The organism is Synechococcus sp. GEYO (assembly GCF_900473955.1).
In the GTDB taxonomy this organism is placed as follows: domain Bacteria; phylum Cyanobacteriota; class Cyanobacteriia; order PCC-6307; family Cyanobiaceae; genus Synechococcus_C.
The window spans coordinates 126,070-150,403 of the sequence record NZ_UCNL01000001.1 but is presented as its reverse complement, the minus strand read 5'-3'; the positions used below and the strand labels follow the sequence as shown (position 1 = coordinate 150,403).

Annotated in this window: 19 protein-coding genes; 6 read left to right on the top strand and 13 right to left on the bottom strand. The window is 59.4% G+C overall.

Annotation, left to right across the window (positions count from 1 at the left end; genetic code table 11):
- Positions 1–87 precede the first annotated feature (87 nt).
- Positions 88–1,704, top strand: coding sequence for a photosystem II high light acclimation radical SAM protein (locus DXY37_RS00890; protein ID WP_115124924.1), 1,617 nt, complete (start codon positions 88–90; stop codon positions 1,702–1,704).
- Here the strand turns inward: DXY37_RS00890 and DXY37_RS00885 are convergent.
- From DXY37_RS00885 to DXY37_RS00875, 3 genes are all read right to left on the bottom strand, one after another.
- Positions 1,668–2,423 carry a CPBP family intramembrane glutamic endopeptidase gene (locus DXY37_RS00885; protein WP_115124923.1) on the bottom strand — a complete coding sequence of 252 codons (756 nt, stop codon included), beginning with the start codon at positions 2,421–2,423 and terminating at the stop codon, positions 1,668–1,670. The genes DXY37_RS00890 and DXY37_RS00885 overlap by 37 nt on opposite strands.
- 104 nt (positions 2,424–2,527) lie before the next feature.
- Positions 2,528–2,848 carry an ATP-dependent Clp protease adapter ClpS gene (gene clpS / locus DXY37_RS00880; RefSeq protein ID WP_115124922.1) on the bottom strand — a complete coding sequence of 107 codons (321 nt, stop codon included), beginning with the start codon at positions 2,846–2,848 and terminating at the stop codon, positions 2,528–2,530.
- A 49-nt stretch (positions 2,849–2,897) separates the two neighbouring features.
- Positions 2,898–4,124, bottom strand: a complete 1,227-nt coding sequence (locus DXY37_RS00875) for an LL-diaminopimelate aminotransferase (RefSeq protein WP_115124945.1) — start codon at positions 4,122–4,124, stop codon at positions 2,898–2,900.
- 146 nt (positions 4,125–4,270) lie between these two features.
- Here DXY37_RS00875 and DXY37_RS00870 point away from each other — a divergent pair, with 146 nt between their 5' ends.
- The 3 genes from DXY37_RS00870 to DXY37_RS00860 all read left to right on the top strand — a co-directional run bounded on the left by DXY37_RS00870 (position 4,271) and on the right by DXY37_RS00860 (position 9,608).
- A complete protein-coding gene (locus DXY37_RS00870) occupies positions 4,271–6,850 on the top strand; it encodes a TIGR03960 family B12-binding radical SAM protein (protein WP_244276761.1) in 2,580 nt (859 codons plus the stop codon).
- A 263-nt stretch (positions 6,851–7,113) separates the two neighbouring features.
- A complete protein-coding gene (locus DXY37_RS00865; protein WP_115124921.1) occupies positions 7,114–9,039 on the top strand; it encodes an Rne/Rng family ribonuclease in 1,926 nt (641 codons plus the stop codon).
- Entirely contained in the window at positions 9,036–9,608 is a 573-nt protein-coding gene (locus DXY37_RS00860; RefSeq protein WP_115124920.1) for a ribonuclease HII, read from the top strand. The genes DXY37_RS00865 and DXY37_RS00860 overlap by 4 nt, the downstream gene beginning before the upstream one ends.
- On the opposite strand, the gene DXY37_RS00855 is transcribed toward DXY37_RS00860, so the two are convergent.
- The gene (locus tag DXY37_RS00855; protein WP_115124919.1) at positions 9,549–10,151 is read right to left on the bottom strand and encodes a DUF1997 domain-containing protein; all 603 of its coding nucleotides are present in this window, start codon (positions 10,149–10,151) and stop codon (positions 9,549–9,551) included. The genes DXY37_RS00860 and DXY37_RS00855 overlap by 60 nt on opposite strands.
- Before the next feature lie 50 nt (positions 10,152–10,201).
- Here DXY37_RS00855 and pheA point away from each other — a divergent pair, with 50 nt between their 5' ends.
- Positions 10,202–11,041, top strand: coding sequence for a prephenate dehydratase (gene pheA / locus DXY37_RS00850; protein ID WP_115124944.1), 840 nt, complete (start codon positions 10,202–10,204; stop codon positions 11,039–11,041).
- Here the strand turns inward: pheA and DXY37_RS00845 are convergent.
- From DXY37_RS00845 to DXY37_RS00805, 9 genes are all read right to left on the bottom strand, one after another.
- A complete protein-coding gene (locus DXY37_RS00845) occupies positions 11,017–11,982 on the bottom strand; it encodes a methyltransferase domain-containing protein (protein WP_115124918.1) in 966 nt (321 codons plus the stop codon). The genes pheA and DXY37_RS00845 overlap by 25 nt on opposite strands.
- Positions 11,982–12,644: an LON peptidase substrate-binding domain-containing protein gene (locus tag DXY37_RS00840; protein WP_115124917.1), complete on the bottom strand. Its 663-nt coding sequence runs from the start codon at positions 12,642–12,644 to the stop codon at positions 11,982–11,984. The genes DXY37_RS00845 and DXY37_RS00840 overlap by 1 nt, the downstream gene beginning before the upstream one ends.
- Before the next feature lie 57 nt (positions 12,645–12,701).
- Complete coding sequence (rpsJ, locus tag DXY37_RS00835) at positions 12,702–13,022, bottom strand: 30S ribosomal protein S10 (protein ID WP_006042265.1); 321 nt, start codon at positions 13,020–13,022, stop codon at positions 12,702–12,704.
- 148 nt (positions 13,023–13,170) lie between these two features.
- Positions 13,171–14,370, bottom strand: a complete 1,200-nt coding sequence (gene tuf / locus DXY37_RS00830; RefSeq protein ID WP_115124916.1) for an elongation factor Tu — start codon at positions 14,368–14,370, stop codon at positions 13,171–13,173.
- 42 nt (positions 14,371–14,412) lie between these two features.
- Positions 14,413–16,488 carry an elongation factor G gene (fusA, locus tag DXY37_RS00825; RefSeq protein ID WP_067095203.1) on the bottom strand — a complete coding sequence of 692 codons (2,076 nt, stop codon included), beginning with the start codon at positions 16,486–16,488 and terminating at the stop codon, positions 14,413–14,415.
- A gap of 84 nt (positions 16,489–16,572) precedes the next feature.
- Positions 16,573–17,043 carry a 30S ribosomal protein S7 gene (gene rpsG / locus DXY37_RS00820; protein WP_066904590.1) on the bottom strand — a complete coding sequence of 157 codons (471 nt, stop codon included), beginning with the start codon at positions 17,041–17,043 and terminating at the stop codon, positions 16,573–16,575.
- A gap of 78 nt (positions 17,044–17,121) precedes the next feature.
- A complete protein-coding gene (rpsL, locus tag DXY37_RS00815) occupies positions 17,122–17,496 on the bottom strand; it encodes a 30S ribosomal protein S12 (RefSeq protein WP_066904579.1) in 375 nt (124 codons plus the stop codon).
- 76 nt (positions 17,497–17,572) lie between these two features.
- A complete protein-coding gene (locus tag DXY37_RS00810; RefSeq protein ID WP_115124915.1) occupies positions 17,573–17,899 on the bottom strand; it encodes an AIR synthase in 327 nt (108 codons plus the stop codon).
- 41 nt (positions 17,900–17,940) lie between these two features.
- Positions 17,941–19,635 (bottom strand): phosphodiester glycosidase family protein, encoded by a 1,695-nt coding sequence (locus DXY37_RS00805; RefSeq protein WP_115124914.1) that lies wholly within the window; start codon positions 19,633–19,635, stop codon positions 17,941–17,943.
- A 98-nt stretch (positions 19,636–19,733) separates the two neighbouring features.
- On the opposite strand from DXY37_RS00805, the gene gltB reads away from it, so the two are divergent.
- Entirely contained in the window at positions 19,734–24,332 is a 4,599-nt protein-coding gene (gene gltB / locus DXY37_RS00800) for a glutamate synthase large subunit (protein ID WP_115124913.1), read from the top strand.
- Positions 24,333–24,334: the final 2 nt, after the last annotated feature.

Here is a 24,334-nt window from a genome sequence, read left to right as displayed (position 1 = left end):
ATGTCGCTTGCTTTATGAAGCCGACGTGAAGAACCATTGAGACCTCGCTCAGGCGTTCTCAGGGACGTGGTTGTTAGCGTCCAAGCCATGCAAGGCCTTCTGCAACCGCCTGAGCTCCTGACTCAGCCCAAGCATTCCGGCGAAAGGGTGCTGCTGGTCAGGCTGCCTTGCAACCCCATTTTCCCGATTGGCCCGATCTATCTGGCTGATCACCTGCACAAGTGTTTCCCAGGAATCCCTCAGCGGATTCTCGACTTGGCGGCGTTACCGGTTCTGGACGTGCACCGGGTTCTGCGCATCACGATTGACCAATTCCGCCCCACACTTTTGGTGTTCTCCTGGCGGGACATTCAGATCTATGCCCCTGTTGATGGTCGGGGTGGCAACCCACTGCAGAATTCGTTTGAAGTCTTCTACGCCCGCAATCCCCTGAAGCGATTGCACGGTGCATTAGGTGGACTCCGCCTGATGACCAGTCATTACGGAGAGCTCTCCCGCAATCAGGCTCTGGTGCGCAGAGGGCTTCGTCAAGCAAGGCGTCATCGCCCTGAAGCCAGGGCCGTGCTTGGCGGCGGCGCCGTCAGTGTGTTTTACGAACAGCTCGGACGTTCTCTGCCTAAGGGAACGATTGTGTCCGTGGGCGAGGGCGAGCCTCTTCTGGAGAAACTGCTTCTCGGTCAATCACTGGATGGAGAGCGCTGCTTCGTGGTTGGTGATCCCCCTCGGCCGGGGCTGATCCATGAGCAACCGGAGAGTCGACCGAAAACGGCATGCGACTACGACTACATCGCCTCGATTTGGCCCCAGCTCGACTGGTACCTCGAGGCCGGTGATTTCTATGTCGGAGTGCAGACCAAACGCGGCTGTCCCCATAACTGCTGTTATTGCGTTTACACGGCTGTAGAGGGCAAGCAGGTGCGTCTGAACCCTGTTCAAGCAGTGGTTTCGGAGATGCGTCAGCTCTACGACAGAGGTGTTCGAGGCTTTTGGTTCACCGACGCTCAATTCATTCCGGCCAAGCGCTACATCGAGGACGCCAAGGAGCTGTTACGTGCCATCAAGGCTGAGGGCCTGACCGACATCCGTTGGGCTGCCTACATCAGGGCCGACAATCTGGATCCAGAGCTGGCTCAGCTGATGGTGGAGACCGGGATGAGCTATTTCGAGATCGGCATCACGTCGGGGTCGCAGGAGCTCGTGCGCAAAATGCGGATGGGCTACAACCTGCGCACGGTTCTGGAAAGTTGCAGGATGCTGGCGGACGCTGGCTTCCGCGACCATGTGTCGGTGAACTATTCGTTCAACGTGATCGACGAGCGTCCGGAGACGATTCGCCAAACCGTTGCTTATCACCGTGAGCTGGAGCGCATCTTCGGCGCAGATCTTGTTGAACCAGCGATTTTCTTCATCGGGCTTCAGCCCCACACCCACCTTGAGCAGTATGGATTCGATCAGGGTCTGATCAAACCCGGTTACAACCCCATGAGCATGATGCCCTGGACGGCGCGCAAGCTTCTCTGGAATCCAGAGCCGATGGGAAGCACGTTCGGCAGAATCTGTTTAGAGGCTTTTGACCTTGATCCTTCCGATTTCGGCCGAACCGTGATGTCACTGCTTGAGAGGGATTACGGCATGGCTCCTCTGCAGGAAGCACTCCGTGCACCGCTTCAGGGTCGAGCTGCTTTGGCCAAAGCTGTGAGCTGACGCCAAAGCAGAACGATCAGCGCAATGATTCCCACCAGCCCGCCCAAGGGGTTGGCATGGGCACCACCGGGGCCGATCAGCCAGTCGGGAGCACTGGGTGAGACCTGCAGCAAGCCTGAACGCAGTGCGAACCACCCGCCGACCAGACCTCCATGTAATCCGACACAGCCCCATAGGCATCCACTGTCCAGGCGCCGTTGCACGGCAAGAATGAGACCAAGCAGCAACAACCCTGTCAGTAGACCAACCATTGGCAGAAAACCCTGATCAAATCGGGTGTGCGCGAGGCTGAAGATCACGGCCTGACCGATGACGGCTGTGCGAGGACCGGTCAGTGCGTTGAGCTCTCCCCACAGCCAGCCCCTAAAGAGCAGTTCCTCAGCTAATCCGAGTCCGAAGCAGAGCAACAAGGCGTTGATCACATCACCCGTGGTGAGCTCCCCGAGCCAGCGTCCCCAGGATCCCAACAGCAACGGCAGGCAAATCAGGGCCAGCAGACCAGCGGAGCGCAGCAGACCCTGGATCAAGCAGGATCCGGCTGATGACTCACCGCGTCGGCTGCGAACTCCAAGGGTTAGCCAGGGCTGGCGACTGTTCCAGCGTTGGCGCACCCAGCTGGGCAATACCAGGATGAACAGCACGAAGGTGATGACGGTGCCGATCAACGACAGCCGTGGAGGTGAGGACCCAGGGAGCAGGTAGGCGATGGGTTGTGCCATCAACCATCCCAGTCCGTACAGCGCGGGAATCAGGATGATCGCCGTGACCCAGCGGGGTTGGTGGCTGAGCAGACCACCCCAGGCTTCGGCAATGGGTTTAACGATTACTCCTCCGGCTCGATTGTGCTGGTGAGCCCCTTGCCCTTGAGCGTTTCGCAATAGAACTCGGCCGGCTCCAGGTCGCAGACGATCACAAGACCCACGCCTGTGTTGTGAGCTTCAAGCATGACGGCCATGCAGTCTTGCTCGCTGAGTTGGGGCACCACCTGGCGCAAGGTGGTGACCACGTACTCCATCGAGTTCACAGGGTCGTTGTGAAGCAGCACTTTGTACCGGGGAGAGCGCTTGCGCACCTTTTCCGGTGCCTTGTCCAGGACGGCCGCTCCACCTGGACTGCGGCTGGGGGTATCCACCGCCATGACCATGGTTCTCACAGACAAGGAATCTAAAGGGACTGGAAGCACAGCTGGCGAATCAGAGGGCCTTGATCCGCGCCATGGCGCTGTCGACATTGTCTCGGCTGTTGAAGGCCGAGAGGCGGAAGTAACCCTCTCCGGCTGCGCCGAAGCCACTTCCCGGGGTGCCGACCACATTCGCCTGATTGAGCAGATGGTCAAAGAAGCCCCAGGAGTCCATGCCATCCGGAGTTTTGATCCATACGTAGGGAGCGTGCTCCCCGCCATAGACGGTGAGGCCAGCGGAATTGAGTTCGCGACGGATGATCGCGGCGTTTTCCATATAAAAGGCCACCAAGCCTTTGACCTCTCGCTGGCCGGCATCGGAGTAAACGGCCTCTGCCCCACGCTGAATGATGTAGCTCACACCGTTGAACTTGGTGCTTTGTCTGCGGTTCCAAAGGCCCCAGAGTTCAACCGCTTCACCAGCGGAGGTTTTGCCTTTGAGTCCCTTGGGTACAACGGTGAGCGCGCAGCGGGTGCCGGTGAAGCCTGCGTTCTTGGAGAACGAGCGGAATTCAATGGCGCAGTCGCGGGCTCCCTCGATCTCGAAGATTGAGTGGGGAAGACTCGGGTCCTGGATGAAGGCCTCGTAGGCGGCGTCGAACAGGATCAGAGAGCCGTTGGCGCGGGCGTAGTCCACCCAGGCTTTCAACTGCTCCTTCGTTGCGACGGCTCCTGTGGGATTGTTGGGAAAGCACAGGTAGATGAGGTCCACAGGTTCGCTGGGGATCTCGGCCGTGAAGCTGTTGTCGGCACTGATGGGCAGATAAGTGAGACCGGCATAGCGACCTTCGTCACCGGCATCGCCGGTGCGACCGGCCATCACATTGCTATCCACGTAAACGGGGTAGACAGGGTCTGTGACGGCGATCTTGTTCCCGGCCCCGAGAATGTCCAGGATGTTGCTGCTGTCGCATTTGGAGCCATCGGAAACGAAGATCTCCTCAGCGCTGATGTCACATCCGCGGGCCTGGAAGTCGTGCTTGGCGATGGCCTCCCGCAGCCAGCCGTAACCCTGTTCAGGGCCGTAGCCGTGAAAACCTTCAGCGGTGCCCATCTCATCGATGGCTGATTTCATCGCTTCACGACAGGCCTGGGGGAGCGGTTCCGTGACATCGCCAATGCCCAGGCGAATCAACGCTGCATCGGGGTTGGCGGCAGCAAAGGCCTTCACCCGACGTCCGATTTCAGGGAACAGATAGCCCGCCTTGAGTTTGAGGTAATTGCCGTTGACCTGAACCACAGAAAGACCGATTTCTGCGGGCATCCTGCTACATACGATGAAGGAAGTCGGGTCGGAAGACCGTGGCCGTCGCGTTGAATCCATCCAATGCGCCTGTGGCGTTTGACGAGTTGGTGGATGCGGGCATCAACAGGCCCGCTCGCTATATGGGCCATGAGCTGGGTGTGGAGCCCAGGGACTGGCATGCCGCCCGGGTTCGCTGGGCCCTCACCTATCCCGAGCTTTATGAGGTGGGCTCCAGCAATCTGGGGCACATCATTCTCTACTCGATTCTCAATGCCTTGCCTGGGCAGGTCTGTGATCGCTCCTACCTGCCTGCCGCCGATCTCGCCGAACGCCTCAAGCAGCGTGAGCAGGCGCTGTTCGGTGTGGAGAGCCGCTGGCCCCTCAACGCCTTCGACATCCTTGGCTTCAGCCTGAGTTATGAGCTGGGCGCCACCAACATCCTGGAGATGTTGGATCTCTGCAGGGTTCCGATCCGAGCGGCAGACCGCGGTGACTTGCCCCTGAGCGACCCTCAGGCACCGCCGCTGATCTTTGCTGGAGGGCCAACGGCCACCAGCAATCCAGAGCCTTATGCCGCCTTTTTCGATTTCTTCGCCTTGGGTGATGGTGAGGAGCTGTTGCCGGAGATCGGATTGGTGCTGGCCGAAGGCAAGCAGGCAGGGCTGACGCGCTCGGCTCTGCTGCTTGATCTGGCCATGGTGCCAGGGGTTTATGTGCCGTCTCTCTATGCCCCGGGTCTGGATGGAGTCAGCCTTGAACCGCTTAAGCCAGAACTCCCCAAACGGGTGCTGAGACGGGTCGCTACGCCGATGCCCCATTACGCCATGGGTCTGGTTCCCCACGTGGAAACCGTCCATGACCGACTGACGGTGGAAATCCGACGGGGCTGCACGCGTGGCTGTCGTTTCTGCCAGCCGGGCATGCTCACGCGGCCGGCGAGGGATGTGGAGCCCGAAGCCGTAATCGAGGCCGTTGAAACGGGGATGCGGCAAACGGGATACAGCGATTTCTCACTGCTCTCGCTCAGCTGCAGTGATTATCTCGCTCTCCCGGCAGTGGGAGTGGAGCTTCGCAATCGGCTTGCGGATCGCAATGTCACTCTTCAGCTCCCTAGCCAAAGAGTGGACCGTTTCGACCAGAACATCGCCCACATTCTCGGAGGTGCACGCAAGGCAGGACTCACCTTCGCTCCGGAAGCCGGCACGCAACGTCTGCGCGACATCGTCAACAAGGGGTTGACCGACGATGACCTGCTGCAGGGCATCCGTACGGCGATGCAGAACGGATACCGCAAGGTCAAGCTCTATTTCATGATCGGGCTTCCGGGAGAAACCGATGCCGATGTGCTCGGCATCGCCGAAACCTGTCGGATGCTTCAGGAGTGTTGCCGTGATCTGGGCCGCCTCAGCCTCAACACCACCATCAGCAACTTCACACCGAAGCCCCACACTCCTTTTCAATGGCACAGCGTTTCTACAAGCGAGTTTCTCCGTCGTCAGCAACTGCTGCGTGATGCAGGTCGACGCCTTCGAGGTGTGCGCTTCAACTTCACGGATGTGCGCCTGTCGGCGATGGAAGATTTTGTGGGTCGCGGAGACAGGCGTCTGGCGCCTGTGATTGAAGCGGCCTGGCGTGCCGGCGCAGGCATGGATGCCTGGTTCGAGGCCCTGGATCGCACTTACAACGCCTGGACTAGTGCCATTGCCCAGGCCGGGCTTGATGGGAGTTACCGGCAGATGGAGCTTGGTGGCTGGAGTGCAGTGTCGGCGCTGGATCGTGATGATCTTGAGGCGTTTTGCCGGCAACCCCTGCCCTGGGATCACATCGACAGCGGCATCGACAAGGGCTGGCTTGCCCAGGATCTGCAGCATGCGCTTGCCTCGAGTGTTGTGCCCGACTGCTCTTTTGAAACGTGCAGCAGCTGTGGCGTTTGCGGCCCTGATCTGGGCCATAACGTTGTGGTGGCGCCACCTGCAATTCCAGTGGCCAGGCCTCAGCAGGCGCCACCGAGTGACCGTGTCTGTCGTATTCGCTTTCGCTTCAGCAAAACTGGAGCGATGGCCTTGCTCAGCCATCTGGATCTAGTGCGTCTTCTCGAGCGAGCACTGCGCAGGACCGAGCTGCCCGTGAGCTTCACAGGTGGGTTTCATCCATTGCCTCGGCTTCAGCTCGCACTGGCGCTGCCTTTGGGAGTGGAAGGGGGAGGCGAATGGATGGATCTGGAATTTGTGGAGACAGTGGACGCGTTGATGGTCAAAGAACGTTGGCAGCAGACGTTGCCACCGGGATTGCATCTGATCACGGCTGAGGAGGTGGCCGTGTCATCTCCCAGCCTGGCTCAGCAGGTGCAAACCAGCCGCTGGCGTTTTGTGCTGAGTGGCTCTGAGCTGCTGTCGCAGAGTGAATCCGTCGATTGGTCGCAGGCCATCGCGGCTTTGCTGGCACAGAACGAGCTGATCTGGGAGGACACCGACAAGAAAGGGCGTCCGCGTCGTCGTGATGTGCGTGAACTGCTCCAGGATCTGCGACTGCTGGAGCAGCTTGAGCCCTGCTCGGAGGACATTGGCGCCAGAGCGGAGCTGGAGCTGCTTGCTGCCGTTGATTCCCAGGGCCGCAGTCTTAAGCCTGCTCAGTTGCAGTTCTGGCTCTCGCAATCTCTGGGGTTTGACTTGTCACTCTCCCGTGTTCGACGGGTGGAGCTGACTCTGCTGCAGTGCTAAATTCAATTCAGGACTTCAATCCAGAGGCTTGAGCCACAGATTCGTCCCGGCCTTCTTGTCCCAATCATTGTTTGGAACGAGAGGCCTAGGCCTCCGCTCCTGCCAGCGCCCCCGCGCTGATGTTGATCGGCCATAGGAGTGATCCACTCCGTGCCATTTCGACCCCAGGGTCTTTTCAAAGAAATTCCAATTCACCCCCGATCGATGAGCCCAGCGGCTCACTGACCGGTCACTGCCCTGACGGGCGTCGTCAGTTTCTGTTTATGCCCCAGCAAATCGTCATCGCCGAGCAGCTGCGCATCGCGGCGGTTCTGTCCGGTGACCGTGTTGATGAGCTGATCGTGGCGCAAGGCCGCTATCAGATCGGTGACGTGTTCCTCGGAACGGTGGAGAACGTGCTTCCGGGGATTGACGCCGCCTTTGTGAACATCGGTGAGAGTGAGAAAAACGGTTTCATCCATGTGAGCGACCTGGGCCCGCTGCGCCTTAAAAAAGGTGCTGCAGGGATCACAGAGCTGCTCGAACCGCGCCAGAAGGTGCTCGTTCAGGTGATGAAAGAGCCCACCGGCACAAAGGGCCCACGTCTCACCGGCAATTTGGCTCTTCCAGGCCGTTATCTGGTGTTGCAGCCCAGTGGCCAGGGCGTGAATATTTCCCGTCGTATTGGCGCCGAAGGGGAGCGCAATCGCCTCCGAGCTCTCGGGGTGCTGGTGAAACCGCCGGGTGCGGGTCTACTCGTCCGTACGGAAGCAGAGGACATCAGTGAAGACCTGCTCATCGACGATCTCGAATCCTTGCTGCGTCAGTGGGAAGCGATTCAAAAAGCAGCCGAAACCGCTTCGCCTCCCGTTCTGCTCAACCGGGATGAGGATTTCATCCATCGGATTCTCAGAGACCACACCGGCCCTGATCTGGCCCGTGTGGTGCTGGATGACGCCGCAGCTGTTGATCGAGTGACCAGCTTCCTGGGGCAGGAAGGGGCGAACGTTTCAGTGGAGGCACATACCGAATCCGACGAGCTGCTTGAGCACTTCAAGGTGAATGCGGCCATCCGTGATGCTCTGAAACCTCGGGTGGATCTTCCCTCCGGCGGTTACGTGATCATCGAGCCTACCGAGGCTCTCACTGTGATCGATGTGAACTCGGGCTCGTTCACCCGTTCCGCCAATGCCCGTGAGACAGTCCTCTGGACCAATTGCGAGGCAGCTGTCGAGATTGGACGGCAGTTGAAGCTCCGCAACATCGGAGGAGTGATCGTCGTCGACTTCATCGACATGGATTCCCGTCGCGATCAGTTGCAGTTGCTGGAGCATTTCATGACGGCGATGCGCGATGACACGGCGCGCCCTCAGATCGCCCAACTCACCGAGCTCGGCTTGGTTGAGATGACGCGCAAGCGTCAGGGCCAGAACATTTATGAGTTGTTTGGTCGAGTCTCCCCTGGTTACGAGGCAGTGCTGCCTGGCAAGGATCTTCCTCAGCCTCAAGCTGCCGCCACAGGTCTGGTGAGATCGGCGACATCGACGCGTGAGGAAGTCGCGGCTCCTGCTGACTCAGGAGGCGGCCGCCGCCGACGTGGTGGCCGCGGCCGGGTGAATGGATCCACGGAGAACAAGCTGGTGGATCCGACCCTTGAGGCGACGGTGGCCGGTGAATCCACATCGGATGCCACCGAGCCCGCAGGCGCCAACCGCCGTCAGGATCCTGAACTGGTCGCTGTCCCGATGGACGATGACCAGGAAAGGGTCTTTGGCTGGTTGGGACTGAATCCAGTGCTTCTGTTGGATCCACCTCCTGAAACTGACAACCTGCTCGTTCGGGTGGTGCGACCGGGAGAAGATGCCGACGCGGTCCTGGAAGATGCACGTCAGCAGCTGGCGGCCAGTTCAGGTCGCCGCCGTCGCCGCGGCTCCCGCGGAGGTCGAGGTGGAGCACGCAATGGCTCAACCGCTCCCGCACCTTCGCCTGTGTCGGCCACGGAAACTGCTGATGAGGCACCACTGCTGGTTGAGATCACCCCATTGGAGGTAACTCCTGCCAACGACGCTCCGACAGCGTCGCGAACGGTTGCTGCTCCTGAGTCACAGGTTCCTGAACCCGTTGCAGCAGTAGTTGCCGAGCCTGAGAAGCCGGCTGAAGAGGCCCGCCCTGGCCGTCGTCGTCGTCGGTCTTCCGCCACCGCCGAGTGATTGCTGGTGTCGATGAGGTTGGCCGTGGATGCTGGTTCGGGCCTGTCTTCGCTGCCGCGGTCTGCCTCACTGATTCTGCCGCGAATGCACTCTCCGATCTCGGCCTGACGGACAGCAAAGCCCTCTCCCCCAAGCGCAGAGCTGCGCTGGTTCCCGAGATTGAAGCTCGAGCCACCAGTTGGGCCCTGGGCCAAGCGGCTGCGCGTGATGTGGATGCGAAGGGGATCAGGGTGGCGACGGAACTCGCCATGCTCCGCGCTCTTCAAAAACTTCCCCAGGTTCCAGAGTTGGTGCTGGTGGATGGGGTATTGCCCCTACGCCTCTGGACAGGACCTCAACGCACCATTGTGCGTGGTGACAGCAGTGAAGCCTCGATCGCTGCCGCCAGCGTGCTGGCAAAGGAAGCTCGCGATGCCTTGATCCGTCGCCTGGCTCGACGTTTCCCTGGCTATGCCCTGGAACGCCATGCCGGATATGGCACCGCTCAACATCGAGCGGCCCTGCTTGCTTCAGGTGCCACTCCGATGCATCGTCACACCTTCCTCACCAAGGTGTTCGCCAGGGTCTGAGCGCCGATCTGAACCTGTTGTGTCCTCAGCTGGTGATTGCAGTGCCCAGTCCTGAAAATCACGCACCAGCTGTCGCCCGACCCGACCTTTGATTGTCATCAGGATGCCGTTCAGGATCGACTCGCCGGTGCTTTCCAGCACCCGTTTGGGAATCAGCTTCAGCAGTGGTGGCTGACTGACGTTCACTCCCAGTTTGGCCTCGCCCTGCAAGCCGTGATCCGTCACTTGCAGTTGTGCTTCCAGGCTCAGCTGGAAATCATCCACAAGCCCAAGCCCTTCAAGCGTGGCGTCAGTTGCCTGGATGGAGATCGTTCCATCACCCGGCTCGATTTTCAGGGATACGACAGGACAGACCTGCAGTTGAAACACCTGAAGTGTGGTGACCGTGTACCGGTAACGACCTGGACCGATCCTGTCGAGCTGACGCGCATCCAGAAGAGCTTTAATGACTCGGTCTTCCTGTTGCAGGTAGCTGCGTAGGGGCTGGGTCTGGTTGGCGACCGGCAGATCGAGATGCTGACTGGCGCGGAAGGCAAGGGTCATGCCCCTTGTGCTGACGCGGCATGATCCTATCGATGCAAGTGCTTGGATCCATGCCGATTCGGATGGCGTTTCTAGGGCCGAAAGGCACTTATGGCGAGCGAGCGGCCAAAGAGATGATCCGGCTCGAACAGATCAGTGATGCTGAGTTGGTTGCATGCACTGGGCTGCGTTCAGTGGTCGACCACGTGGCGGATGGTCGTTGTGAGGCTGCTGTGGTGCCCGTTGAGAACTCTGTGGAGGGTGGTGTCACGGCCAGTCTTGACGCTCTCTGGTCTCATCCCGATCTGTGCATTCGACGCGCTTTGGTTCTGCCGATCCGCCACGCCCTGCTCAGTAGTGGTTCGATTGAGAGCGTCACGGAGGTGCTGTCTCACCCCCAGGCACTGGCGCAATGCAGCGGCTGGCTAGCAACCCACTTGCCGCAGGCGCTGCAACTTCCGACCACATCCACTGCGGAAGCAGCGCGGATGGTGAAGGGCAGCCGTTTCAGAGCAGCGATTGCAGATCGGTCCGTTGGCGAACTGCAGGGTCTCGAGGAACTGGCGTTCCCGGTGAATGATGTTGTGGGCAACAGAACCCGCTTTCTGCTGCTCCATCGCGGCGAGCGTCTGCGCGGAGGTCAGCTCGCCAGCCTGGCGTTCTCTCTGCATCGCAATGCTCCTGGGGCCTTGATTGAAGCTCTGCAGGCGATTGCTGGCCTGGGCCTGAATATGAGCAGGATCGAGTCGAGACCGTCGAAACGTGAATTAGGTGAGTACGTGTTCTTTGTGGATGTGGAGTTGCCAACCTCTGGTGCGGATGTCGTCCTGACAAAACTCCAGACCCTTTTGAGCCCTCTGTGTGAGCATCTGGCTGATTTCGGCGCTTATCCCAGTTCCGAATTCAACTGATCAGCGGCGAGGCGGAAGACGCCGAACTGCATCATCCCCCGAGCGAAGGCCCAGCGCATCAACATAATCGTGGGCGTTTCACGTAGCCCCTGGAGCAGGGCGGGTGGGCCGAGTCTGAGTACCGCCGACGGGCGGCGAAATCCCTCCAGGATCGATTCGTTCCAAGACGGAAGAGTCGCCCTGGTCCAGTCGTCAGTATCGATCAGCCCCCTGCGCTGACTGCTGCACTCCAGGTTGTGCTGGAACCCAGGGATGCTGGCAAATTCCGGATGAGCCCACTGAGTCAGCAGCTGGTGCATCACCCAGCGCTCGCGGGCATCCAGAGCACCGTCGCGAGGATCGCGACGGTTCCAATCGGCGACAGCCAGAGCTCCACCTGGTTTCAGAACCCTCAGAAGTTCGTCTGCGAACTGTTGCTTATCCGGCATGTGTGGGCCTGCTTCCACACTCCAAACCCCGTCGAATTCAGCGTCCGCAAGATTCAGGTTCAGTGCGTCCATGACCTCAAAGCGGCAGGACAGGTTGTCCGGCGTTAGATCGGTGGCCCGTTGGATCTGTGCGGGACTAATGCTGACCCCAAGCACGTTAAAGCCGTACTCCTTGGCAAGAATCCTGGCGCTGCCGCCAATCCCGCAGCCCACATCGAGCACCCGTGAGCCGGGAGGCAGACGATCCAATCCACTCCAATGCACCAACTCATGCACGAAATCGGCTTTGGCGCGGCGGAAATCCCGTCGCTTTGGGGGATCACCGTAATGTCCGAGATGCACGTGCTCACCCCAGAGGGTTTCGAGCAGACGATCTTCAGTCCAGGCGTCATAGGCAGAAGCGACGCTTTCACTGGAGTGATATGTCCGACTTCGTCGAGTCCAGAGTGCGTAGGCGCCCGCAGCGGCTGCGAGCCCGATGATGGCCGGAGTCAGAACAGTGGAGAGAGACATCAACCGTTGCCGGAATCGGCGGAGGAGAGGGTGTCGCGCAGCACGGTTCGTGCTGCCAGCTGGCGACGGGTTTCATCGAGCATTTCGTACTCCTGTTCGAGCCGGATCCTGGTGCTCGTGAGCTCCAGAAGTTCCTGCTGTTGATCGGCCACGGGACCACCGAGGTGAGCGCCGATCCAGAACGAAAGTTCCCTCGGAAGGTCGGGCAGATCGTCGGGCAGTGCGGTGGGGGAGTCGGTGAGCTTTCCTGTCAGCTCGACCACATCTCTGAGCGCTTTGGTGACGGAATCACTGAGGGTATGGAGCTGATCGAGATCGCCTTCCGGCTCATCCTCAATCCAGCTCACCATCGCAGTGCGAAAGGGAGTCTCGCGGGTCACATTCAGCACTCTGAAACGCTGTTGCCCAAGCGTCACGATGTTGCTGCGGCCGTCGTCGCCTGTCTGATGCTGGATCACTTCGGCACAACAGCCGATGGACGCCATGCTTTGGCTGCGGGGATCCCAACGAACGACACCAAAACGTTGATCGGTCTCGAGGACGCTTTGCAGCATCATCCTGTAACGCGATTCAAAAATGTGCAGTGGCAGTACGTCGCTGGGGAACAGAACGACATCCGGCAGAGGAAATAGGGGAAGCTCTCTGACGGACAGGTCAGCCACGCATGAAATTGCTCAGGGAACGAATCTTAGGCAGCTGACCGAATGAGCGTGCTCAGCTCAGAGCTTCACCTCGATATCCACGCCACTGGGTAGATCGAGCTTCATCAAAGCATCGATGGTCTTCGCGGAAGGGCTATAGATATCAATGATGCGGCGGTGGGTGCGGGTCTCGAAATGTTCGCGTGAATCCTTGTCCACGTGAGGGGAGCGCAGCACGCAGTAGATCTTGCGCTTGGTTGGAAGAGGAATGGGGCCGATGGCAGTTGCTGCTGTGTTATCGGCCGTTTCAATAATTTTGTCGCAGGACAGATCCAGCATGCGGCGGTCGAACGCCTTCAAACGGATGCGGATCTTCTGCTGGGCAATTGCAGTGGACATGAAGCGCGAAGAAATCTCCTAGGGAGATCACGAGAGGTGGATTGTCGAGGTGCTGATTGAACGTGTCTAGGCAGCGTTCAACTCATCCATGAATGCTAAGGGATGGCCTGACAGCGGTCAGACCATCCTTGCAATCATCCCGGTGAGATCACTCGATGATCTTGGAGACGACGCCTGCACCGATGGTGCGACCACCCTCACGGATAGCAAAGCGCATGCCCATTTCCATGGCGACTGGGCAGATCAATTCGCCAGTCATCTGGATGTTGTCTCCGGGCATCACCATTTCCACGTTGCTGCCATCTTCAGCGGTGAATGCGGTGATCTGACCGGTCACGTCCGTGGTGCGGATGTAGAACTGCGGGCGGTAGCCAGCGAAGAACGGGGTATGGCGACCACCTTCTTCTTTTTTGAGGACGTAAACCTGACCCTCGAACTTGGTGTGAGGAGTGATTGAGCCAGGCTTTACGAGCACCATGCCGCGCTCGATATCTTCCTTCTGAATGCCGCGGAGCAGCAGACCCACGTTGTCTCCCGCCATGCCCTCATCGAGCAGCTTGCGGAACATTTCCACACCGGTAACGGTGGTTTTCCGAGGCTCTCTGATGCCGACGATTTCAACTTCTTCGCCAACCTTGACGATGCCGCGCTCAATACGGCCTGTCGCCACGGTGCCGCGACCGGTGATGGAGAAGACATCCTCAACAGCCATCAAGAAGGGCTTGTCGACTTCACGCTCAGGCTCAGGGATGTTGGCGTCCACAGCCGCCATCAGCTCTTCAATTTTGGCTTCCCACTCAGCCTCACCTTCGATGGCCTTCAGTCCGGAGACCTGAACCACGGGGATATCGTCGCCGGGGAAGTCGTAGCTGGAGAGCAGTTCGCGGATCTCCATTTCCACCAGTTCGATAATCTCTTCGTCATCGACCATGTCGCACTTGTTCAGAGCAACCACCAGGGCGGGCACGCCCACCTGCTTGGCCAGCAGGATGTGCTCTTTGGTCTGCGCCATGGGGCCGTCGGTGGCGGCACAAACGAGGATGGCGCCGTCCATCTGAGCGGCACCCGTGATCATGTTTTTCACATAGTCCGCGTGGCCAGGGCAGTCCACGTGGGCGTAGTGACGCGAGTCAGTCTCATATTCGACGTGAGCGGTGTTGATGGTGATGCCGCGCTCACGCTCCTCGGGAGCACCGTCGATATCGGCATAGTCCTGGACCTCTGCCTGTCCCTTTTTGGCGAGCACGTTGGTGATCGCGGCGGTGAGGGTTGTCTTGCCGTGGTCAACGTGGCCGATGGTGCCGATGTTGACGTGGGGCTTGTTCCTTTCGAACTTCTCGCGTGCCATTTTGGTTAAAGAATCGGGGGTGGAATTAAAGGAGGGTAGAGATCAGGAATTGCCCTGATTCTTGGAAATGATGGCCTCGGCCACGTTGCGAGGAACATCCTCATAGTGGCTGAATTCCATCGAGAAAATACCCCGACCCTGGGTCATGGATCGGAGCTCGGTGGCGTAGCCGAACATCTCGGCCAAGGGCACCTTGGACGAGACCTTTGACGTGCCATCGTCAATTGCCTGACCTTCGACCTGGCCCCTGCGGGAGGACAGGTCGCCGATGATCGAGCCGAGGAAATCCTCGGGGACCTCGACCTCGACCTTCATCATCGGCTCAAGAAGAACTGGGTTGCACTTCTTGACCGCATCCTTGAAGGCCATCGAACCGGCAATCTTGAATGCCATTTCCGACGAGTCCACATCGTGATATGAACCGTCGATCATGGTCACTTTGACGTCGATCATCGGGAATCCGGCGATCACGCCGGACTCACAGGTCTCCTTCATGCCCATTTCGGAGGGCTTGATGAATTCCTTGGGAACGACACCGCCAACAATCTTGTTGACGAATTCAAAGCCGGATTCGGGTTCGCCCGGCTCCATTTCGATCACGACGTGGCCGTATTGACCCTTACCACCGGTCTGACGAGAGAACTTGCCCTCGCCTCGTGATGAGGCGCGAATGGTTTCGCGATAGGAAACCTGAGGAGCGCCGATATTGGCTTCCACTTTGAATTCGCGCAGCATCCGGTCGACCAGGATCTCCAGATGGAGCTCTCCCATTCCGGCAATCACGGTCTGGCCAGTTTCTGAATCAGTTCTGACCCGGAAGGTGGGATCTTCTTCAGCCAGTGAGACAAGAGCTTTGGAGAGTTTCTCCATGTCGCCCTTTGTTTTGGGCTCGACTGCCACGGAAATGACGGGTTCCGGAACAAACAGAGTCTCAAGAACAATCGGATCTTCCACGGAACACAGAGTGTCACCGGTGGTTGTGTTCTTCAGACCAAGAACAGCACCCAGATCGCCGGCGCGCAGTGCATCGACTTCTTCACGATCGTCGGCCTTCAGCACCACCAATCTGGAGATGCGCTCTTTGCTGTCTTTGGTGGAGTTGAGCACATAACTGCCCTTCTCGAGCACACCGGAGTACATCCGCACAAAGGTGAGCTTGCCGTAGGGATCAGCCATGACCTTGAAGGCCAAAGCACTGAAGGGGGCTTTGTCGTCGGACGGACGAACGGCTTCCTTGCCGTCTGGCAGCACACCCTGAATGGGGGGGACATCAACAGGGGCGGGAAGGTAGTCGACAACTGCGTCGAGAACAAGCTGCACACCCTTGTTCTTAAAGGCGGAGCCACAAAGCACAGGCACGAGACCATGCTTCAGAACGCCTTCACGAATGCCATTTTTCAGTTCATCAATCGAGAGCTCACCTGTTTCCAGGAATTTCTCAATCAGGTTTTCGTCGTTCTCGGCAACGGTTTCCATCAGGACGTTGCGCCATTCGTCCACCTGATCCTTCATGTCAGCAGGAACATCGGTGACTTCGATGTTCTGACCGAGGTCATCTTTATAGATGTGTGCCTGGTTGGCCACGAGATCAATGATGCCGCTCAGCTCGCCTTCAGCGCCGATGGGCAGCTGAATAGGAACAGCATTGGCTTTGAGGCGATCCTTGATCTGACCGTGGACCTTGAGGAAGTCTGCACCGGTGCGGTCCATCTTGTTGACGAACACCATCCTGGGAACGGAATAGCGATCGGCCTGTCGCCAGACGGTTTCTGACTGAGGCTGGACGCCTCCAACGGCGCAGAACACAGCGATCACACCATCGAGAACACGCATAGAGCGCTCCACCTCGATGGTGAAGTCCACGTGACCAGGGGTATCAATGATGTTGATCCGGTGGTCTTTCCAGCTGGTGGAAATGGCCGCAGCCGTGATCGTGATGCCCCGCTCGCGCTCCTGGGCCATCCAGTCGGTCACCGCTGCACCATCGTGCACTTCACCGATCTTGTGAACCACACCTGAATAGAACAGGATGCGCTCTGTCGTGGTGGTTTTGCCCGCATCAATGTGGGCAGCGATACCAATATTTCTGACGCGTTCCAGGGGAAAGGCGCGAGCCACAGGAAACTCCGGGGTGGGGCGTAAAAAGGCGGTGAGATCCTACAGGTCCGCCCTGAGCAAACGAGGCTTCAGAGCGGTGTTGGATCAGTAGCGGTAGTGAGCGAAAGCTTTGTTGGCTTCGGCCATCTTGTGGGTTTCTTCGCGCTTGCGAACGGCACTGCCGGCTTCATTAGCAGCGTCCATGAGTTCACCAGCAAGCTTCTGAGCCATGCTGCGGCCGTTGCGAGCACGGGAGAAGCTCACAAGCCAGCGCAGAGCCATGGCTGTGCCGCGCTCCTGGCGGACTTCCATGGGCACCTGATAGGTGGCACCGCCGACGCGTCGGGCACGCACTTCGACAAGAGGAGTCGCGTTTTTCACGGCCGTCTCGAAGAGTTCGATGGGATCGCCACCGGTGCGGTCGCCGATCAGGCTGAAGGCGTCGGACAGGATTCGCTGTGCCGTGGACTTCTTGCCATGCTTCATCAGCCGAGCCACAAGCATGGTGGCGAGTCGATTGTTGAACTGGGGATCGGGGAGGACCGGGCGCTTGACGGCGGCGTTACGGCGTGACATGGACTGTCAAATGAAAAAGGAACGGAGAAGGGTGAAGGTGACGGGCAGATCACGATCCTGAAGGGGGATCTTTGGTGATCATTCCTTCGGAGACTTGGCGCCGTACTTGGAGCGGGACTGACGACGGTCCTTGACTCCTGCGGTGTCAAGGGTTCCGCGAATGATGTGGTAGCGAACTCCAGGCAGATCCTTGACGCGACCGCCGCGGATCAGCACAACCGAGTGCTCCTGCAGGTTGTGGCCGATGCCGCCGATGTAGGCGGTGACCTCGAATCCGGAGGTGAGGCGCACACGGGCCACTTTGCGCAAAGCCGAATTGGGCTTTTTGGGAGTGGACGTGTACACACGGGTGCAAACACCACGGCGTTCGGGGCAGGCTTTCAGAGCTGGCGATTTGGTTTTCGCCTTTGAGCTCTGACGCTCGGTCCGGATCAGTTGCTGAATGGTTGGCATCGACGGTCGCGTAGCGGCCGGAGATCCGACCTGTTCGACAATCCATCACAATACCGGTTCGACCTGCCCAATCTGATCAAAGGCGGCTGAAAGCGCTGCCGCAGGCGCAGCAACGCACTGCATCGCTGCTCAGGATCAGAAAGCCTCCGCCACTGATGTCGCTTCGATAGTCCAGTGTCAGCCCCTCCAGCAATGCCTTCTGGGCATCGGGAACATGCAGGGTCACTCCCTCGGCCCGAGCGGCGGGTGTTCCATTGAGGCTGCCTGGCTGCAGACGGATGACATTGCGCTCACAGTGCCCCGCCGTGAGATCCAGATGCATCACTCCGGGGGTGCCTGCCACAGCGGCCTGTCGCCCCAGTTCGGCGGCTGCAGTTGCGGTGATTTGCAGCGTGGAGCCCATGGACCGATGCTCGGGAAGGCGTCCAGTGTGCCAGCTGTTGTTCAGTGGCGAACGAGCCCAAGACCGTTCTGAACCCTGGGCGTCACGCCGCGTCCGGTCATCACCGTTCGATTCGCTGCTAACAGCGTCGTAGAGCTCCCACCGTCAAGGTTGAGGGCATCAAGCATGCCCAGTTGCTGAAGAGCCAGCGTCGTTTCCAGCAGCGTGGGGTCACTGCCTGAAGTGCCCTTGAGTGTCATCAGCCATACACGACTGCGGTCCTGGGCGACGACCGTTCGCGGAGCGGCAAGGGACAGGAATCCGGCACTGAAACCTTCCTGACGACCGCGCAGCACAACTTGACCATCTTTCATCAGAAGTGGTCCTCCAGCCAGGACTTGCGGTTGCTCTCCGACTGGATTGGATGGCTGCAGGCTGATGCTGACCCGATCACCGGGTTGAGCGGGAAGCGGTGTTCCAGCGCGCGACACGATCAGGGACGCTCCGGGTGTCAGAGGAACCCCCCGGCTCAATTCGGCGCGATTGTGGAGGTTGATGGTGACGCCATCCTTCACGGTGATGGCCTTCTCCTCGCCGCTCAGGGCCTTGTAGACCGGCCCCCATGCCCGGGTGTAGCGACTCAAGCCTCCTTGCACATAGCCACTGTTGAGAAACCCCAGGCCCCAGCGACGGCCTCCATTGATCTGCATGGACTGGTCGAGGCGCAGACGGTTGAACAGAAGCTTTTGTCCTGCTGTCCAGCCGATCGCTCCCCGATTGAGAATGGGTCCTGAAAGCCACGTTCCATCGACACGCAGAGCGCCCAGGGGAAGCTGACGAACCCGATTGAAGAACCCCCCATTCACGGCCAACAAAGCTTGTTCAGGCTGGGCCAGTTGGCTTAGAAATCGAATCCCGGTTTGTGCGCCACGAGCAGCGAGTGGTCGCAGTTCGAGCGATTTGCTGTTGAAGGGAACACCTGCCCTGAAAATTGTCACCGGTTTTACCCCCACACGAAACGTGCGGGCTTCCAGCACAAGCCCGTTGCGGCGTGCCACTTGGATCTCTGGGTTGAGCAGAGCCGACTGCAATCCATTCCTCGACGAACGAACTCGGGTGGTGCGGGAGCTGCTCAATCCATCAATCACAATCCGCCAGGGTGTTGCAAGAGTGAGCGTCGGACGATCGGCTCGTCCCTCGATTCGCAGACCTCGCCTTTCGCGTTTGGTCTTCAGGCCCATTGCACGCAACTTGGCGTCCTGGGCGGCAGTGATCGACACCCCGAGTAATAGGTCGTCGTTCTGCCGTTGCATCAGCGCAGGTCCGCTGAGATCGAGGACCAGTCGCCCCGCCGTGCTGCCGCGGCCCTGACGCAGCTTTTGAACCCTGGGTGCTTCCAGTGAAATCGACAGGACACCCTGTCGATGGCTGCTGGCGACATTCAATCGCTTGAACCAAGGTGCTGCGTCAATCGCGACCTCATCGTCCAGAGAACGCTTGATCAGCGTTTGTAGAGGGACGCGTTGACCAAACCACTCCAGTGCTTCCCCTCCTTCACTACGAACCCGCTGGAAGCCGAGTCGACCGATCAGCACATCCAGAGGGATCCAGAGCTGGATTGGTGAGCGTTGGTCGTTTCCGACCCACTGCCATGCCCCCTTGGATGCAAGGCCTGCGACCTTCACTTCGCTGCCGTTCACACGGTCGGCTGTGCGCACTTCGGCAACCGGGACTGGAGGAGGAGGCGACAGGAACATCCGCTGACGCTAGCCGGGGTGGCCAATCCTTAGGATCGAATTTGCACCGTGATGGATGTTGCATCCAAAGCGGGATCAGCCCGACTCTTATCCAGGTCATGACACACCTCACCGGCTCCTCCTGGCCTTACAGCGACAGCGCTGCGCCCCAGGCAGTGGCCGGTGAGAAGGACGCCTGTGGAGTGGGATTCTTAGCGCAGATGCAGGGGCATCCCAGCCATTGGGTGCTGAAGCAGGCCTTGCGTGGCCTCGGTTGCATGGAACACCGCGGTGGTTGTGGGGGTGACTCTGACTCCGGAGATGGTGCGGGTGTTTTGTGTGAAATCCCATGGAGCTATCTCCGGGCAATCTGGCCAGAAGCCGCTGACGCAAAAGGGCTTGGAATGATGTTCCTGCCCACAGACGCTGAACGTCGCCAGCAGGCTCGCCAGTTCTTTGAAGCGGAAGCTATTGCACTTGGTCTGCAGTTCGCCGGTTGGCGCGAGGTGCCTGTCGATGCAGCAGTGCTTGGGCCTCTGGCCCGTGAAACGGCCCCGGTGATTGAGCAGTGGTTGGTGAAGGGGGATGCTGAAGGTGATGCCTTTGAGGCGCTTCTTCTGCGTCTCCGGCGCCGTGTTGGAGCCAGGGCCAGGGAAGCGTGGGGGTTCGAGGGCTCACGCGATTTTTATGTGGCTTCTCTGAGCAGCCGAACGGTTGTTTACAAGGGCATGGTGCGATCGGAAGTGCTTGCTCAGTACTACGCCGATCTGCGGGACTCCCGCTTTGAAGTGAGCTTCGCGGTGTATCACCGGCGCTTCAGCACGAATACCCTCCCCCGCTGGCCCCTTGCCCAGCCGATGCGGTTGTTGGGGCATAACGGTGAGATCAACACCCTGCTGGGCAATCTCAATTGGGCGAAGGCCTCTGAAGCCAGCCTCGCTGGTGTCTGGGGAGAAGCTGCGGACGACCTCAACCCTGTTGTGAATCCAGCTTTCAGCGATTCAGCCAACCTCGACGCCACCCTTGAGCTGATGGTGCGAAGTGGTCGTTCCGTCACCGACAGCCTGATCACCCTGGTCCCTGAAGCATTCCGCAACCAGCCGGACCTCGACAGCCGTCCTGATGTGACGGCCATGTATGAATTCAACGCTGGTATCCAGGAGCCCTGGGACGGCCCGGCTCTGTTGGTGTTCGCTGACGGCAAGCGTGTTGGAGCAACCCTGGATCGCAACGGCCTGCGTCCAGCTCGCTGGTGCTCCACGGAGGATGGCTTCGTGATCATGGGATCCGAGACCGGTGTGGTCGATCTCAGCGGCAAGACCGTGGTCCAGAAAGGTCGGCTCGGTCCAGGTCAGATGCTCGCGGTGGATCTGCAGACCGGCCAACTCCTTGATAACTGGTTGGTCAAGGAAGACGCCGCTGGACGTTTCCCCTATGGCGATTGGTTGGAGCAACACCGCCGCAATGTGCGTCCGCAAGCCTGGACTCAGTCTCAGCAGGTCGGAGAACTCGATCTGCTGAGACTGCAGACCGCCATGGGCTTCACCGCAGAGGATTTCGACCTGATCATCGGCGATATGGCCTCCTTAGGGAAGGAGCCCACCTTCTGCATGGGGGATGACATCCCACTGGCGGTGCTCTCAGACAAGCCCCATTTGCTCTACGACTATTTCAAACAGCGTTTCGCGCAGGTCACGAATCCACCGATCGATCCTCTGCGGGAGCAACTGGTGATGAGCCTGGAGATGCATCTCGGTGAGCGTCGTCCGGCCTTGAAACCTCAGGCGGAAGCTGCTTCTGTGATTCATCTCGATACCCCGGTTCTCAATGAGGCCGAGCTGGAAGAGATCAGCCAGCAAAGTCTCCCGGTTCAGTTCTTGTCCACCCAGGTGGCGGTTGAATCCTGCACCGGTGGATTTCAAGCTGTTCTTGATGCCCTATGCCAGGCAGCTGAGCAAGCCGTGCACGCTGGGGCTCAGGTTTTGGTGCTCTCCGACCGCGTTGATGCCAACGCTGAGCCCACACCACTGACGGCCACCACGGTGGCGATGCCGGCACTGCTCGCTGTTGGCTCCGTCCACCACCATCTGTTGCGCCGCAAGTTGAGACTGCGCTGCTCCCTTGTGGTGGACACCGCTCAGTGCTGGAGCACCCATCACATGGCCTGCCTGATCGGCTATGGGGCCAGTGCCGTTTGTCCGTGGTTGACCTGGGAGACCACCCGCCACTGGCTCCAACACCCCAAAACCAGAAAACGGATTGAGCAGGGAAAGCTTCCCGACCTCAGTGCTGATCAGGTTCAGGCCAATGTGCGTGTCTCTCTGGAAAACGGCCTCAGAAAAATTCTGTCCAAGATCGGCATTTCACTTCTGGCCAGTTATCACGGTGCTCAGATCTTCGAGGCGATCGGGCTCGGTGCCGATGTGATCGAGACCGCTTTCAGCGGCACGACCAGCCGGGTTGCCGGCATGACCCTTGCGGAACTGGCGAACGAAACACTCTCGATGCATGCCAAGGCCTTCCCCGAGCTGAACCGCAGCAAGCTCGAGTTCATGGGTTTCGTGCAATACCGCAACGGTGCGGAGTATCACCGCAACAACCCTGAACTCTCCAAGGCCCTGCACAAGGCTTTGGCACAGGGTCCAGGCTATGACCATTTCTCCACGTACAAGAGCTTGCTGGAGAACCGTCCGGTGATGGCGCTGCGTGACCTGCTGGAGTTCAAGGTCGCGTCCACGCCGTTGCCCCTGGATCAGGTGGAGAGCGTTGAAAGCATCTGCACCCGTTTCTGTACCGGCGGTATGAGCCTCGGAGCTCTATCTCGTGAAGCGCACGAGGTGCTGGCGGTGGCCATGAACCGGATTGGCGGTAAGAGCAACAGCGGTGAAGGTGGTGAAGATCCTGCTCGCTTCCAGGTGTTGAGCGATGTGGATGGCGACGGCCGGTCCGTTGCTTTCCCCAGCATCGGCGGGCTTCAGAACGGCGATACCGCCTGCTCTGCGATCAAGCAGATCGCCTCAGGACGCTTCGGTGTGACTGCTGAATATCTCAGGAGCGGGAAACAGCTGGAAATCAAGGTGGCTCAGGGTGCCAAGCCTGGAGAAGGTGGCCAGCTCCCCGGGCCGAAAGTGGACAAGTACATCGCCTGGCTTCGCAATAGCAAGCCTGGTGTCGCTTTGATTTCACCGCCACCTCATCACGACATCTATTCGATCGAAGATCTGGCTCAGCTGATCCATGACCTGCACCAGGTGCATCCTTCGGCGCCGGTCAGCGTCAAACTGGTCGCCGAGATCGGTATCGGCACGATCGCTGCCGGGGTGGCCAAGGCCAACGCGGACGTGATCCAAATCTCCGGCCACGACGGAGGCACCGGTGCTTCCCCGCTGAGTTCGATCAAGCACGCGGGTGGGCCCTGGGAACTGGGCCTCACAGAAGTGCATCGCGCTCTGCTCGAGAATGGCCTTCGCGACAGAGTTCTGCTCAGAGCCGATGGCGGTCTCAAGACCGGCTGGGATGTGGTGATCGCTGCTCTGCTTGGTGCTGAGGAATATGGCTTTGGTTCGATCGCCATGATCGCCGAAGGCTGCGTGATGGCTCGTGTTTGTCACCTCAATAGCTGCCCGGTTGGAGTGGCGACACAGAAAGAGAACCTGCGTCAGCGCTTTACGGGAGTGCCTGAGCACGTCGTGAATTTTTTCTGGTACGTCGCCGAAGAGGTGCGCCAGCTGATGAGTCTGCTGGGTGTGGCTCGACTGGAGGATCTCATTGGTCGCAGCGACCTCCTCAAGCCCAGAGGCGTTTCGCTGGCCAAAACCAAGTGCGTGGATCTTTCCAGCCTTCTGGCACCGATCAGTGGTTCTGAAGATCGTTCATGGCTGATCCACAGTGCTCAAGCTCACGGCAATGGGCCGATTCTCGAAGACCAACTGTTGGCCGACTCCGAGCTGATGGCGGCCATTGACAGTCAGCGATCCATTCGCCGCACGGTTGAGATCATCAACACCGACCGGAGTGTCTGCGCTCGTCTGGCCGGTGAGATTGCCCAGCGCTACGGCAATCGTGGCTTCTTGGGCCAGCTTGATCTCACCTTCCGTGGAGCTGCTGGTCAAAGCTTCGGGGCCTTTCTCGTTCAGGGCATGAATGTGCGCCTTGAAGGGGAAGCCAATGACTATGTCGGCAAGGGCATGAACAGCGGTCGCATCACGCTTGTGCCATCGGATTCCACTGCGAATCCGGGTGACCAGGTGATTCTTGGCAACACCTGTCTGTATGGAGCAACCGGTGGTGAGCTCTTCGCTCATGGGCGCGCTGGTGAGCGATTCGGTGTGCGGAACAGCGGTGCCCGCACGGTGGTTGAGGGTGCCGGCGACCACTGCTGTGAATACATGACTGGTGGCGTTGTGGTGGTGCTTGGCAGCACTGGCCGCAATGTTGGCGCTGGGATGACCGGTGGCGTGACGTTCCTTCTCGATGAAGGTGACCGGGTCACTCCACGCGTGAACCCGGAGATCGTGGAGGTGTGCCCCATCACCACATCTGAGCAGGAGGCCACGCTCAAGGGTCTGCTTGAGCTTCACGTCGCGGCCACCGGCAGTGAGAAAGCTTCGGGCCTTCTGTCTGACTGGTCTGCCGCAAGGAGCCGTTTCAAGGTTCTGGTCCCCCCCAGCGAACGGGCTGCCATGGGGCTTGCCGACAAACAGGCGGTTGCGGCCTGATC